This window comes from Stutzerimonas stutzeri (assembly GCF_000590475.1).
GTDB classification, from domain to species: domain Bacteria; phylum Pseudomonadota; class Gammaproteobacteria; order Pseudomonadales; family Pseudomonadaceae; genus Stutzerimonas; species Stutzerimonas stutzeri_D.
In genome coordinates, this window is record NZ_CP007441.1 from 4,521,497 (window position 1) to 4,535,531 (window position 14,035).

A 14,035-nucleotide genomic window follows, 5' to 3' on the forward strand; every position below is an offset into this window, starting at 1 on the left:
ATGGCCACCGACACATTCAGTCACGCGCAGCTGGCCGAACGCTTTCAGCAGCTCGACGCCTTTCTGCTGAACCATCAGGCGTTATGGCGACCGCGCCCTTTCACTCACCGGCGCCTGCCCTGGGAGACGGCCCATCCAGAGCTGGCCCGATGGCTGCGCAGCCGCTCGCTGGCAGAAGCCGAGGCGTCGCACAACCATCCCGCCGACCTCACGGCACCCGCTCCATTCCCCCAGCTGGCCGCGCAGGCCAAGAGCCTGAGCGTCATGGACCTGCTGCCCGGGTCGACGAACCCGTGCACTGATGTCCGGCAGTTGGTCGACGTACCTGGACGCAAATGGCTGCAGATTCAGGCTTTCGGCTCCGCACTGGCGTTCAGTGAGCACCCAGCACATTGGCTCGATTGGTGCGCGGGCAAGGGTCATCTCGGACGTCTTCTGGCTGCTCGCGGTGGCGCGCTGACCTGTCTGGAATGGGATTCGACGCTGGTCACTGCGGGCAGCCGTCTCAGCGAGCGACTTGGCATCCCCGCGACACATCGCCAGCAGGACGTGATGGATGAAGGCGCGACCGCACTGCTCGACCCGATGGTGACGCCGGTCGCGCTGCATGCCTGCGGCGATCTGCATGTCCGCCTGATCGATCTGAGCATCGCGCAGCGCTGCCGCCAACTGGCAATCGCCCCCTGCTGTTACAACCGCATCCAGACCACCCACTACCAGCCGATGTCGAAGCTTGTCGCACGGTCGGATCTACAGCTCTCGCGCGACGACCTCGGCCTGCCCCTCAACGAAACGGTTACCGCCGGCGCCCGGGAAAGGCGCCAACGCGATCAATCGATGGCTTGGCGCCTGGGCTTCGACCTGCTTCAACGTGAATTCCGCGGCGAGGACGCTTACCTGCCGACGCCTTCGCTACCGGCCACTTGGCTGAAAAAAAGCTTCGAACGGTACTGCCGCGACCTGGCCGCGTTAAAAGAGCTGCCAGAACCGCCCGCGCCGGACTGGACCGCCCTCGAACGATGCGGCTGGCAACGCCTGGCCGAAGTACGCAATCTGGAGCTGCTGCGCGGCCTGTTCCGCCGCCCGCTGGAACTTTGGCTGCTGCTCGACCGCGCCTTGCTGCTGGCCGAAAACGGCTACGCGGTACGGCTGGGCACCTTCTGCCCAGCCGAGCTGACCCCCCGTAATCTGATGCTAATCGCCGAGCTCGACGCCCACCGCGCAAACACCTGAACGATACGATGCAAACAACTGACAACAAACAGTTTACTCGCCGCGAGCAATGGCTATAATGGCGCCCATCTTTTAGCCGGTATAGCTCAGCTGGTAGAGCAACTGACTTGTAATCAGTAGGTCCCGAGTTCGACTCTTGGTGCCGGCACCATACAGAACAAAGGGTTACGCGAAAGCGTAGCCCTTTTTTGTTGCCTAAGTGTTTTCCGCGTGGAAGGTTTGTCTACAGCGGAGGCCCTTTGGTTGACTCCGTTTATTCTTGCAGCATGCCTCCCCAGCTCGTCTTTTCGGCGCAGCACGCCAATGAACAATCAAGAGCGTCGTTAATCAAAAACAGCGTATGCCGTCCCGTGCATTCTGGCGATGCCGTAAAGCCATTAGCCGCATAAGCCGGGCGCCGTTCCCGGACGCCCGGTAGAAGTCGCGCGGCAAACAACCCGAGCGATTGATTTCAAAGGAGGCGCAGCATGGACCAGTTCAAAGGCGGTTGTCTTTGCGGGAGCGTCCGGATTGTGGCGTCGGGGCTCCCGTACCGGGTCGGCCTTTGTCATTGTCTCGATTGCCGCAAGCATCACGGGGCTCTGTTTTTTGCCGCCGCGGTGTTTCCGCAGGATGCGGTGACGATCGAAGGCGAAACACGCGATTACGCCGGGCGGTTTTTTTGTCCCCGTTGCGGCTCGTCGGTTTTTGCCCGCACTGCAGACGAAATCGAAGTGAACCTGGGCTCCCTGGATGCTCCAGACCAATTGATGCCAACCTATGAAAGCTGGATCGTCCGTCGCGAGTCCTGGTTGCCGCCGTTTCCACTCACGAGGCGATACGAGCATGACCGTGAAGGCACGAGTCGTGTGGAAGAGTAGGTAACACGCGCTGCGCCAAGAGGTTCTGATGGCGGCTGACCCCGTCGGTCTTCAAGCCGGAGTGGAGCATAAATGCGCTCACCTCGGCTCGGGCTACACCAGTGCTGTCACTCAAACGAACGTCGGGCAAATTCAGAGCGCGTGCTGCGCGTATCGAGCTGATCTGCAAGTCCAGCAAGCCCAAGGCTACAGCGCATCGTGAAAGATGATCCCCGCCGCGTAGCGGTGGCCAGTGCGGATGCGGCTTACCCCGTGCCGCATGTTGACTCGATAGAAACCCCGTTTGCCTGGGATCGGTCGGTGCCGGCCTGCAAATATCACGGCGTCACCCAGTTGGAGGGGGACGACTTCCGCGCGGGACTGCATCCTTGGGCGCTGCTCGGTGAGCACGAACTCGCCGCCCGTGTAATCGTGGCCCGGTCGAGACAGCAGAATCGTGGCTTGCAGCGGAAAGGTATGTTCCCCGTAGACATCCTGATGCAGACAGTTGTAGTCGTCCTGACCGTACCGCAGCAACAAGGGTGTAGGCCGCGACTGCCCTGCGGCGTGGCAGAGGGCGAGGAAATCGGCAAGTACCAGCGGATAGCGCATGTCAATGCGTAACGCCTGATTCCAACGGTTGGTGACGGGCGCCAAGTGGGGATAGAGCGCGGTTCTCAATTCGCCGATGAGCGACCCAAGCGGATAACCGAAATACTTGTATTCACCACGACCGAAACCATGGCGCTGCATGACGACTCGGTTTCGGAAAATCTCGTCCCGGTCATACAACTCGATCAGTAGCTTGCATTCTCGCGGTGAAAGCAGCCCTTTGAGCACGGTATAGCCGTATGCATCCAAGTCCTCAGCGGCCTGCAGCCAGTCGAACCCACTGATCCGCTGCTCGATCGTGTCACAACCCAAGCCACCTGTTGAACTGGTCATCGCTCACCCTGCTCTTGCCGTTCGCATGCACCCCAAGCGATACCCGTCAGCGATAAGCGCGCTGATAGCCCACTCGGCCTTGCTCTGCACCTAAATCATGAGTGGCCTGCTCGTCTGCGTTAGTCGACTCAGTGTGGACTGGCGCGCCTGTGCCCGCATTCCGCTTCTAGCTTTCGAACACGGATGGAGGATCCGTTTCAACAGGCGACCATGAGCCGTTTTTTTTCGATCAAGGCGCCTCCGGGCGTTTGGATTGCAACGCACCGGATGCACGGCACAAAAAAAGCCCCGCATCAAACGATGCGGGGCTTTTCCGATTTAGGCTGAGTCCTATCCCTTTTAGCCGCTCCGAGCAGCAATCCTCACGCCGGCCCTGGCGCTTGCGAAATCCTTCGCGGCAGCCTTACCCAGCCCAAGCGAGGCAAGCTGGACGCCGGTGCTAGGCGCACCATGACGCATCGAAGTGCGACAGGGTGCGGCTAGCATCGGCAGCAGGATTAAGAGAAGCAACGATGGCAAAAGTTCCACTTTTGAGATGAAAACGCCATCAGATTAAGCAGACCGTCTGCAGATGCCGTTGCCGATGCGCTCTTTTCCTCCAATGCAGCTGGTCGGAACGGAACGCATGGCGCGGCTCGATGCACGCTGGCTCCACATTCCCGTCTCGCTCGTACAGTGCCCGCCAGTGCTGCATGTGCGGGTATAGAGAGCCTGGTGGCCTTTCGCCGGGGGTCTGCGCGCGATCGACCGTTATATCTCAAGCATTTGTCAGCGGCCGGAACATGACGGGCAAATCGCGGTCAGCTGTCCGTCGCCACACTCCAGCGCAACTGAAAGGCAATGCTTGCCGCCACGGAGCCAGCCTTGAGGAGCCAGGCCACTCGATGACCGCGATCACGACTCTTTTCAACAAACTCAAGCTCTATCTGTTCAACGCGTCGTGGATGATGGCGGAGCGGCTGCTGAACATCGGCGTGGGCTTCCTCATGGCGATCCTGCTGGCCCGCTATCTGGGGCCGGAACAGTTCGGGATTCTCGCCTATGCCATTTCCATGACCGCCATCTTTGCTTCTGCCGGCCATATGGGCCTGGCTGGGCTGGTGGTGCGGGAGGTAGTGAAGCAGCCAGATAAGGTTCCGGAAACCCTGGGCACCACGTTCATGCTGAAACTGACCGGCATGGCGCTCGGGTTCGCTCTCATCCTTCTTTACGCGGTGTTGTTCGAGGAAGTTGGCGGCACGGAATTCTGGATGCTGCTGGTCGTTGCCTCGGCCATCTTCTTCCAGACATTCGATGTGGTGGAGTACTGGTTCCAGTCACAGGTACAGGCCAAGTATCCGGCCATCGCGAAGTCCAGCGCGATTCTGCTGTCGGCCGCCATCAAGCTGTTGCTGGTGTTCAGCGGTGCCGGAGTCGTGGCCTTTGCTTTCGCCCATACCGCCCAGTTCGTGATGGCTGCGGTGATCCTGGCACTGCTCTACAAGGGCACCACGACTGTCTCGCTGATGAGCTGGAAAGCCAGCTTCGCCAAGGCCAGGGAGCTGCTCAGCCAGGGGTGGATCATCTACCTCGGCTCGATCTTCGCCGTGATCTACATGAAGATCGACCAAGTCATGCTCAAGTGGATGGTCGGCGCCGAGGAAGTGGGCGTCTATGCCGTCGCCGCGCAACTGTCCGAGGCGTGGTATTTCCTGCCGACCGCCATCGTCGCCTCCTTCTTTCCCAAGCTGATCAAGTTGCATGAGGCCGATTCGGCGCTATTCAACCGGCGGTTCCAACAGCTGCTCGACGTGCTATTCGTCCTCGCCATAGTCGTTGCGGTGCTGGTGTCACTTGTCGCCGGGCCGCTGATTGAGCTGCTGTTCGGCGCTGAGTACCAGAACTCCGCATCGATTCTCACCATCCATATCTGGGCGGGTGTGTTCATCTTCATGCGTGCGGCGTTCAGTCGCTGGATCCTGATCGAGGGCGCGCTGATGTTTTCCCTGATTACCCAAGGCCTCGGCGCGCTGGCCAACATCGGTCTTAACCTGGTGTTAATCCCGCAGTACGGCGGCGAAGGCGCAGCCATGGCGACCCTCATTTCTTACGCAGTCGCTTCGTACGCTGCGCTGATGGTGCACAAGAAGACCCGCCCGGTGTTCTTCATGATGACCAAGTCGATGTTCAGTCCAGTTCGTTATGTATTCAATGCCGTAGGAGCAGTCCGATGAGCCTCATGTCTCTCGCCAGAGCCTTGCCCGAGCCAGTCAAGCATGCGATCAAGGCGACCCGGGACAATACCAATCTGGCCCTGGTCCGCCTGTTTTCCTCCAACGGCTTTTTGTCCTCACTCTATTACTGCCTGATCAGCCGCGAGTTCGACCGGGAGCACCGTGCCGTACTGCTCGGCCGTCTCAAGTTCGCCCGGCTGATGCGCGGTAAGGGCGAGAACGACGCTTTCTTGCGGCGTAACGTCCATCGCTTGGAGAAAGGGCTGATCATGCGGCCGCGTCGTGCCACCTTTGCTGAGGATTACATAGGCCCGACAGTCGCTTGCTACGCCGATGCAACCCAGGCCGGAGTGAACAGCGGCCAGCAACGGTGGGCCAACGATGTCCTTACCGACTATTTCTCCGCCGTCGGCAGCACCTCGCGCATCGATTCGGCCAGGCAGGCCTTTTCCAGCACTGAGGGTGGCGACGACGCGAGCCGCTGCGTGCCCTACCCGCACAGCCAACTGCCGGACTGCCCGGTCAGCTATGACGAGCTGATGGTGCTGTTCCGCCGGCGCCGCTCGGTGCGCTGGTATCAGGACAAGCCCGTCAGCAACGCGCTGCTGGAGCAGGCGGTCCGTGCCGCGGCGCTGGCGCCTTCGGCCTGCAATCGCCAGCCGTTCCGTTTCTATGTCAGCAACGGCAAGGAAAAGGCCGCCGAGGTCGCCAAGTGCGCCGGCGGCACTGCGGGCTTCCACGACAACCTGCCGTGCGTAATCGCCGTGGTCGGCGATCTGGGCTGCTACCCCGAAGCGCGCGACCGCCACGTGGTCTATATCGACGGTTCGCTGGCAGCGATGCAACTGATGCTGGCCCTGGAGAGCCTGGGCCTGTCCAGCTGCTCGATCAACTGGCCGGACGTCGAAGAACGCGAGCGCCAACTGGCAAAGATTCTGGGCCTGGCCTACCACGAGCGCACCGTGATGCTGCTCGCCGTGGGTTACGCCGATCCAACGGGAGGGATTCCTTATTCGGACAAGAAGACCGAGAAAGACTTGATCGTATACAACTGAGGTAAGCGATGATTATCGAGATCAGAAAGGCAGGCTTCGTCAATAAAGGCGCTGAGCTGATGTTGCACGCGGCGCTGCAGAAGCTGAAGGCCCGGTATCCAGACGCTACCTTCGTCATGGCACCCACTCCGAAGAAAGCCGAGCAGCCGTTCCGCAAGCTGGTCCAGCTGGGTTTTTATCCCAAGGCCTGGCTGTGGCGCTATGGGATTCAATGGGGCACTTTGGCCAATTTCGCGCCGCGCCAGCTCCGCGAAATGTACGGCGTGGTGCTGGATAAAGAGGTTGATGTGGTCATCGACGCGGCCGGCTTCGCCTACAGCGATCAATGGGGCGAGAGCCCCTGCGCCGAGCTCGCGCAGTCGGCCAAGCGCTGGAAGAAGAACGGCACCCGCGTAATCCTCATGCCCCAGGCGCTTGGGCCGTTCAAGTCGGAGAAGAACCAGGCGGCGATGAAGACCGTGGTTAACAACGTCGACTTGATCTTCCCGCGCGAACGCGTCTCCTACGAGCACCTGACTGGCCTGGTCGGCGAGCAGAGCAAGATCAAGCAGTCGCCGGACTTCACCAATCTGATTACCGGCGTGCTTCCGTCGGGTTTCGATACCGAGCAGAACCGGTTCTGCATCGTGCCCAACTGCAGGATGCTCGATAAAACCGACCAGCAGACCCGCGATGCCTACCTGCCGTTTCTGATCAGCTGCACGCGTTACTTGCTGGAAAAGAACGCCAAGCCCTTTGTCTTGGTGCATGAAGGCAAGGATGACCAACGGCTGGCTGATGAGTTGTCGGCAGCCGTCGGCGGCATCCCGATCGTCAAGGAAAGCGGCGCGCTGGAGATCAAGGGCATCCTCGGGGCCTGTAGCGGCACCCTGGGCAGTCGTTTTCATGGCCTGGTCAGTGCGTTGTCTCAGGGCGTGCCGGCGCTGGCGACGGGTTGGAGCCACAAGTACCAGATGCTCTTCGAAGACTACGGATTTCCCGAAGGGCTGGTGCAGGTCACCACCGACGAGGCCGAGATCAAGCGCAAGATCGATCTGGTGATCGACGAGAGCGAGCGGATCAAGACGCTGATCCAGGCGCGCACCGATCAGCTCAAGCAACAGTCCGAGCAGATGTGGCAGCAGGTCTTCGCGGTGATCGATCAATGCGAGCGCATCCGCCACGATCGCCACGCGGCGGTAGGCGCGGTCTGAGCCTCGACGGCAGCGACCTGTTGAGGCATTGAAAGGGCAGCGTGGGCTTCAGCCCACCTGCTCAGTCAGGCCGGGCAAAACGCTGGCGGAGCAGCCGGTACAGGTAGTAAAGGACGAACAGAACCACCACGCCGGTTGAGATCGGGTCGAGGTACTCCGCGACCTTCTCGTATTGCGATTCGAGCGCAAAACCCGCCAGCGCCAGCAGGGCCGTCCAGATCAGCGAACCCAGGCTCGAATAGATCAGAAACAGGGTCATCGGCATACCGACGATACCGGCCGGCACCGAGATCAGCGTTCGCACCGCCGGCATCAGACGGCCGAAAAACACCGCCGCCTTTCCATGCCGGTCGAACCAGCGACTCGCCGCGTCGATGTCTTTCGTCGACAGCGTCAGCCAGTGTCCCCAGCGTTTGGCCAGACGCTTCATGCGCGTCTGGCCAAGCTTGGCGCCGGCGTAATACCAGGGCAGCGCACCCACCACCGAGCCGGCCGTGCCTACGGCAATGACGCCGACGAAGTTCAGCTCGCCACGCGCCGCGACGAAGCCGGCCAGCGGCATGATCAGCTCCGAGGGGATAGGTGGAAAGATGTTTTCCAGCAACATCAGCGCGAACACGCCGAGATAGCCAAATGCCGAAACCACTTCGACGATCTTGTCGAACATCGCTACCTCTGTCGTGACTGGGATGGATTGAGCGCCTCTTCCGCCAGGGGAGGCGACGCGTCTGACGGCAGCGAAGCGTAATAATCCGCCACCGCTTGCATCTGCTCCGGCGTGAGGCGCTGCGCGGCGCTATGCATGACGTTGGCGTATTCACTGCCACCGCGCTGGCCGGCGGTGAACAATTCCAGCTGCTGCTTCAGGTAGCCGCTGTACTGTCCTGCAATACCAGGGTACATCGGGTTGCGCGGCGAGCGCTTCGGTCCGTGGCAATGCACACAAGACGGCACACCCCGTTCCGGCACGCCGCGTTCGGCCAGTGCCCGGCCGCGCTCGAGCGCTTCAGCCGAGGCTTGGGGTTCATCCGCTCGGGTAGACACCGGCAGCTCAGCGTAATGCCTGGCCAGCGCCTTCAACACAGACGGCTCAAGTCCGGCGGCGATCGGCTGCATGATGCCGCTGTAGCGCTGGCCTCCGGCGTAGGCCTGCAAGGCGCCGAGCAAATAGGCCTGGCTCTGCCCGGTCAGCCGTGGCACGGCCCCGCCACGCCCGTTTCCATCAATGCCATGGCAGCGGCTGCAGTCGGCCAGCACCGGGCCCAGCGCATCGTCCTGAGTCCCGGCACCTTCGGCGGTCCGTGACCCGCGGCTGTCCTCAGTGCGATCCCCTAGCGCAAGCTCGCGATAGCGCTGCTCGGACATCCCCGGCAGCGCTTGCAGGAAGGCCACCACTGCCCAGACTTCATCGTCGCGCTGCGGCGCCGGCCAGGCGGGCATGGCGGTGAATTTGACGCCATGCTTGACGATAAGGAACAGCTCCTGGGGCTCCCAGTGCGCTATGCGCGGCGGCAGGAATGGCGGTTCGGGTGTCATCTGCTGCACGATCAGCGAGCGCTTCTTTCCGGGCCCGCCATGACAGGCGAGGCAACCGGTGTGATAATGCCCGGCGCCTTTGAGCACCCATGCCGGATCGTCGAGCGGCGGCACCTCGATGCCCATCGATTGGGTGCTGACCGCGCGGCGCATTACGTAGTGCAGTATCCAGCCGGTCGCCTTCCAATGCCCGGAGCTGGCGCTGATCGCGACCAGCCCCAGCGAGGCGAGCAGAAAGCCGCCCGCCCCGGCGAGCACCGACAGCAGCGCGATGCCCGCCACCACACGTCGCCAGGAGCCACCGGTCAGCCAGCGCAACCCGCGACGCACCGGCATCGCCACGCGGCAGAACAACGACCTAGCTGAGCGAGACGACATCGCGCTTGTCCTGTAACAGTCCACCGAGCAGACACAACCCGCCGATCAGGTAGCTGGTGCCGCCGAACACCAGCATGATCACGCCGCCCAGTTGTTGGTCCTCCAGCGGGCTCAGGCCCGACAGCGCCGAGCCAGTGTGTTCGAACAGTGGTCGGCTGGACATCGCCAGCAGCACGCCGAGCAGTGTCATGTGCATGGAAGTCAGCAGCAGCCCGGCGATTCCGGCCAGGGCACGTCGATGCCTGACCCCGCCGAATGCCGCGAGCCACACCAGCAACCCGACGAACAGGTAGCTGCCCTGCTCCAGCATTTGCGCGTCCGTGGAGGTTCGCGCCGCATGATGCAACGCCGGCATGTGCCAGGCCCACACTACGAACAGCTCGATCACCGAGGCCAGAATCGGTGAGAAAAGAAAAGGCATCCGGCTGGAAAGGTCCAGCCGGCCGCCAGCCAGTCCGATCGCCATCAATGGCGCCGCCACCGCCACCACCATCACGTGCATCAGCATATGACCGACGAACAGCTGATCGGCCATGGCGGGCAGCGGACCGAGCCAGACCACCGCCAGCGTGACCAGCGCCAGCATCAGCGACAGGGGGCGCCAGATCATCTGCAGCTCCCGATGAAGACCACGCACAGCGCGACGAAAATCGTCGCAACGAAGCTCAGGCCGCTGAGCAGCAGCGTCGAAAAGCCAAGGAAGCGATGACGGTCGCCCGGCGTGTCGAAGTCATGCGGTGCCGTTGCATTGCCGAACGAGTGATGGCGCCAGCCGCGCCAGCCGGTCAGTGCGATGCCGACCAGCGCAATCAACGTCAGTACGCCGATGGCGAGGCGAATGTCGCCCAGCTCGCCGCTGCGGCCCGCCACCTTCGCGCACCATACCGCCGTGGCCGTGTAGGACAGCACGAAATGCACAGCCCAGATGGTCGGGCTGAAGGTCAGCAGCCAAAGCGACTCGCGTTCTTCCGGCGGTGCCTCAGGCGCCTGCTGATCAATGGGCCGCTGTTCGCTCAGGTTTTCACTCATGACACCTCCGGGAAGCCGGCGATGACCGCGACCGTCGCGCCAACAGTGATGAGCATGAAATGCCAGAACAGCGCGACGTTGCGGATATCGATGTCGTACACCGCGGTCATTCTGCCGGCGGCGCGGCGCGCGAGGCAGTAAAGCTGCATGATCAGGCCGATGGCCAGGTGCAGCAGGCACCAGAGCACCAGCACCCAGACCGTCGCGGGATACACGTTGCTGGTCGGGTCGAGCCCGCTGAAATGCGGGCCGGCCCACATCGAATAACCCCCCGCCAGGGTGCAGATTGTCGCCAGCCCCAGCGAGCCGTAGAAACCCACCGCCTGGTCCCGGACATTGCAGCGCCGCGCCAGCAGCGTCAGCGCCCAGGATGCCCCAATCAATCCCAGGGCCAGCACTGGCCAGAACACGCCGGGCCCGGAGGCATCGGCGGGAGGGAAATCGTCATGCACGGTCCAGAAGAAGAAATAGCCGAACACCAGGCTGCCGAACGCGCTCATGTCGCCGATCATGGTAATGAAGGTCGCCCACCAGCCCACCGATTTCGCGCCCGACGCGTAGAGCGGCACCGTTACATTCAGACCGATGTCCTTCTGCGGCTTCTCCGGAATCATTGCGGTGCCGGTCCACAGCCAGATCAAAATGGTAATCAGGGCGAGGCCACCGCTGATGAGCGCCGCGACATACCAGCTGTATGTGGCGAAGATGAACAGCCCGCCGGTGAAGATCGCCGCCCACAAGCTGAGAAAGGTCGGGCCTGGCACGCGCAGGCACTGGATCGGCTCGGCATCGATGATGCTGCTGATCAGCGTCTCGCGTTTGCCCTCCTCCGCATCGGGCAGGTAGAAGCGCCCCGCATCGACGTCGCGCATGAGGTTGGGCTGATCCCAAAGCGGGTAGCGGCTCTTGATGATTGGGATCGAACGGGACCCCCAAGGCATACCGGGCATCTCGGCCAGCCACTCGAGCGTCCCGGCGTTCCACGGATTGCGCTTGCTATAGGACTGTTTGCCCTTGGGCCGCAACACGTCCCAGACCAGCACCGCGACGCCGCCAGCGAGGATGAAGGCCCCCACGGTTGACACCATGTTGAGCACATCGAAGCCCATGTCCGGCGCATAGGTGTAGACGCGCCGCGGCATACCCAGCAAGCCGGTGAAGTGCATCGGCAGGAAGGCAATGTTGAAGCCGATGAACATCAGCCAGAAGGCGATCCGCCCGAGGCGATCGGACAGCGTCTTGCTCATGGCCAGCGGGAAGAAGTAATAGAGCCCGGCGATGACCGGGAACAGCATGCCGCCGATCAGCACGTAGTGCAGGTGAGCGACGATGAAATAGGTGTCGTGGGCCTGGAAGTCGAACGGCGCCAGCGCCACCATCACGCCGGTCAGGCCGCCGAGGACGAAAATCGCCAGCGCGCCAGCAACAAACAGCATCGGCACCGATTTGAGGAAGCGCCCGGCCAGCGCCGTGGCCAGGAAGCAGAAGATCTGAACCCCGGTCGGAATTGCCACCGCCTCGGATGCCGCCGAGAAAAACGCCAGCGAAATGCCCGGCATGCCGGTGGTGAACATGTGGTGCACCCACAGCCCGAAGCTGATGAATCCGGTACCCACCGCGGCCAGCACGATAAAGGTGTAGCCGACGATGGGCCGCTGAGCGGCGGTGGGCACGATGGTCGCCACCAGCGCCACGGCGGGCAGAAAGATGATGTACACCTCGGGATGACCAAAGATCCAGAACAGGTGCTGCCACAGCAGTGGATCGCCGCCGCGGCTGGCATCGAAGAACGGCCAGCCGAAGGCGCGTTCCAGCTCGAACAGCAAGTCGCCGGCGATCAGCGGCGGGAAGGCGAACAGGATCATTCCCGCCACCACCAGGATGTACCAGGAATAGAGCGGGATCAGGTTGATACGCATGCCCGGCGGTCTCGTTTTCAGCACGCCGACGATCAGCTCCACCGCCGCCGCGATCGACGACACCTCGATGAATGACAGCCCGAGCAGCCAGATGTCCGCGCCGAGGCCGTCCTGATAAGTGGTGGTCAGCGGCGGGTACATGAACCAGCCGCCCTGAGGTGCGACGTTGAAGAAGATCGAGCCGCAGACGAATACACCGCCAATGATGAAACACCAGAACCCATAGGCCGACAGCCGCGGAAACGGCAAGTCCCGTGCGCCTAGCATCTGCGGCAGGATCAGGATGGAAAACGCCTCGAAGATCGGCACGCCGAACAGAAACATCATTACCGAGCCGTGCAGGGTGAACACCTGGTTATAGGTTTCAGCCGACAGCAGATCGTTATTCGGCACGGCCAGCTGAGCGCGAATCAGCATCGCCAGCACGCCGGCGAAGAGGAAGAACAGAAACGACACGCCGGTGTACCAGAGCCCCACCTCGGTGTTGTTCACCGCCGACCAGTAGCGCCAGCCGGTGGGCGTCTTCCAGGCCGCGGCCAGGCGTTCGGCTTGCGCTTCGGCTCGGGCCTTCTCCTGCGGGTCGCGGTACTCAATCGGCTCGCTCATTCCAGGCCCTTCAGGTAGTGCGCCATGGCCGTCAGCTGGTCATTCGGCAACATGCCGAACGTGGGCATCCTGACGTCGGGCTTGATCTCTCCGGTATGGCCGATCCAGCGCTGGAAGGCGTCGATATCGGCGGGCAGAATGCCGGCCGCCAGGCTCAAGCGGCTGCCGACGTGAGTCAGGTCGGGGCCAACCGTGCCGTCCGCCTCGGTGCCGCGTACCCGATGGCAGGCGCCGCAACCGTTGCTGAGAAAGGCATGCTGGCCCTGACGCTGCAGCGCCGATTCCGGCTCTTGCGCCGGCTGTGCCTGCTGGGCGAGCCACTCGTCGAATGCCGCTGTCTCCATCACCACCACCGGGAAGGCCATCAGCGCATGGGAGGTGCCGCAATACTCGGCGCAGGCGCCGCGGAAGGAGCCCGTCCGGGTCGGTTCAAGCACCAACTGATTGGTGCGCCCGGGAATCATGTCGACCTTACCGCCCAGCGAGGGGATCCAGAACGAGTGGATCACGTCCGGGCTGGTCAGACTGAAGGCCACACGCTGGCCGACCGGCAGGCGAATTTCGTTGGCCAGATCTATCGCTTCGCCCTCGTCAGTCCGATAGCGCACCCGCCACCACCACTGCTCACCCGACACTTCCACCCGCATGGAAACGTCTTCGGACGAGCTCAGCTGTGGCATCAACATCAGCCCGTAGATCAGCAGGCCGGTCAGCACGACCACCGGAAAGATGACGCCGCCGCCCAGGATCAGCCAACGGGCGCTGCGAATTCCGTGCTCTTCGGGGTGCGCCTGAGTCGCGTAAAGCGTGATGGCCATCACCGCAGCCCAGATCAGCAGCGCTCCACCGCACATCCACCAGAACAGCGTTGCGATGCTTTCGGCACCGGTGCCGGCGGGGTCGAGCGCCGATTGCCGGCCATCGCAGGCCGCCAGCAATGCTGCCAGCACCAAGCAGAAGCCGCGCTGCCACTGGCTTGCTCGCAGAATGTCATTGCTCAGCTGAAACCACATGGTCCGGCTCGTCGAAGATCACGTTCGTGTGACACACAAGCACGCCAAAAAGTTGGATAGCAGTATTCGCCCCCAC

At 62.4% G+C, this 14,035-nt stretch carries 12 protein-coding genes and 1 tRNA gene; 6 read left to right on the forward strand and 7 right to left on the reverse strand.

The annotated features are described in order from the left end of the window. The 3 genes from CH92_RS20485 to CH92_RS20495 all read left to right on the forward strand — a co-directional run bounded on the left by CH92_RS20485 (position 1) and on the right by CH92_RS20495 (position 2,093). Positions 1–1,233 (forward strand): methyltransferase, encoded by a 1,233-nt coding sequence (locus CH92_RS20485; RefSeq protein ID WP_025243628.1) that lies wholly within the window; start codon positions 1–3, stop codon positions 1,231–1,233. A 75-nt stretch (positions 1,234–1,308) separates the two neighbouring features. After that, positions 1,309–1,384, forward strand: a tRNA-Thr gene (locus CH92_RS20490). Between the two features lie 316 nt (positions 1,385–1,700). After that, positions 1,701–2,093 (forward strand): GFA family protein, encoded by a 393-nt coding sequence (locus CH92_RS20495; protein ID WP_025243629.1) that lies wholly within the window; start codon positions 1,701–1,703, stop codon positions 2,091–2,093. 186 nt (positions 2,094–2,279) lie between these two features. Here CH92_RS20495 and CH92_RS20500 read toward each other — a convergent pair whose 3' ends face one another. After that, positions 2,280–3,017 (reverse strand): 2OG-Fe(II) oxygenase, encoded by a 738-nt coding sequence (locus CH92_RS20500; protein WP_025243630.1) that lies wholly within the window; start codon positions 3,015–3,017, stop codon positions 2,280–2,282. An 884-nt stretch (positions 3,018–3,901) separates the two neighbouring features. Between CH92_RS20500 and CH92_RS20505 the strand changes: the two genes are divergently transcribed. From CH92_RS20505 to CH92_RS20515, 3 genes are read left to right on the forward strand one after another with little or no spacing between them, the layout of a single operon-like run. Then, positions 3,902–5,230, forward strand: coding sequence for a flippase (locus tag CH92_RS20505; RefSeq protein ID WP_025243631.1), 1,329 nt, complete (start codon positions 3,902–3,904; stop codon positions 5,228–5,230). After that, positions 5,227–6,285 carry a nitroreductase family protein gene (locus CH92_RS20510; RefSeq protein ID WP_025243632.1) on the forward strand — a complete coding sequence of 353 codons (1,059 nt, stop codon included), beginning with the start codon at positions 5,227–5,229 and terminating at the stop codon, positions 6,283–6,285. The genes CH92_RS20505 and CH92_RS20510 overlap by 4 nt, the downstream gene beginning before the upstream one ends. Positions 6,286–6,293: 8 nt before the next feature. Next, the gene (locus CH92_RS20515) at positions 6,294–7,478 is read left to right on the forward strand and encodes a polysaccharide pyruvyl transferase family protein (RefSeq protein WP_025243633.1); all 1,185 of its coding nucleotides are present in this window, start codon (positions 6,294–6,296) and stop codon (positions 7,476–7,478) included. 61 nt (positions 7,479–7,539) lie between these two features. On the opposite strand, the gene CH92_RS20520 is transcribed toward CH92_RS20515, so the two are convergent. Genes CH92_RS20520 through coxB form a run of 6 tightly spaced genes read right to left on the reverse strand, consistent with a single transcriptional unit; the run spans position 7,540 to position 13,959 of the window. Beyond that, positions 7,540–8,145, reverse strand: a complete 606-nt coding sequence (locus CH92_RS20520; RefSeq protein ID WP_025243634.1) for a DedA family protein — start codon at positions 8,143–8,145, stop codon at positions 7,540–7,542. A 2-nt stretch (positions 8,146–8,147) separates the two neighbouring features. Next, positions 8,148–9,392, reverse strand: a complete 1,245-nt coding sequence (locus CH92_RS20525) for a c-type cytochrome (protein ID WP_200869631.1) — start codon at positions 9,390–9,392, stop codon at positions 8,148–8,150. Beyond that, positions 9,373–10,002 carry a cytochrome c oxidase assembly protein gene (locus tag CH92_RS20530; protein ID WP_025243636.1) on the reverse strand — a complete coding sequence of 210 codons (630 nt, stop codon included), beginning with the start codon at positions 10,000–10,002 and terminating at the stop codon, positions 9,373–9,375. Before CH92_RS20530 ends, CH92_RS20525 begins: the two co-directional genes overlap by 20 nt. Continuing rightward, positions 9,999–10,421, reverse strand: a complete 423-nt coding sequence (locus CH92_RS20535; protein ID WP_025243637.1) for a hypothetical protein — start codon at positions 10,419–10,421, stop codon at positions 9,999–10,001. The genes CH92_RS20530 and CH92_RS20535 overlap by 4 nt, the downstream gene beginning before the upstream one ends. After that, the gene (gene ctaD / locus CH92_RS20540; protein ID WP_025243638.1) at positions 10,418–12,946 is read right to left on the reverse strand and encodes a cytochrome c oxidase subunit I; all 2,529 of its coding nucleotides are present in this window, start codon (positions 12,944–12,946) and stop codon (positions 10,418–10,420) included. The genes CH92_RS20535 and ctaD overlap by 4 nt, the downstream gene beginning before the upstream one ends. After that, entirely contained in the window at positions 12,943–13,959 is a 1,017-nt protein-coding gene (gene coxB, locus CH92_RS20545) for a cytochrome c oxidase subunit II (protein WP_025243639.1), read from the reverse strand. The genes ctaD and coxB overlap by 4 nt, the downstream gene beginning before the upstream one ends. Positions 13,960–14,035 lie beyond the last annotated feature (76 nt).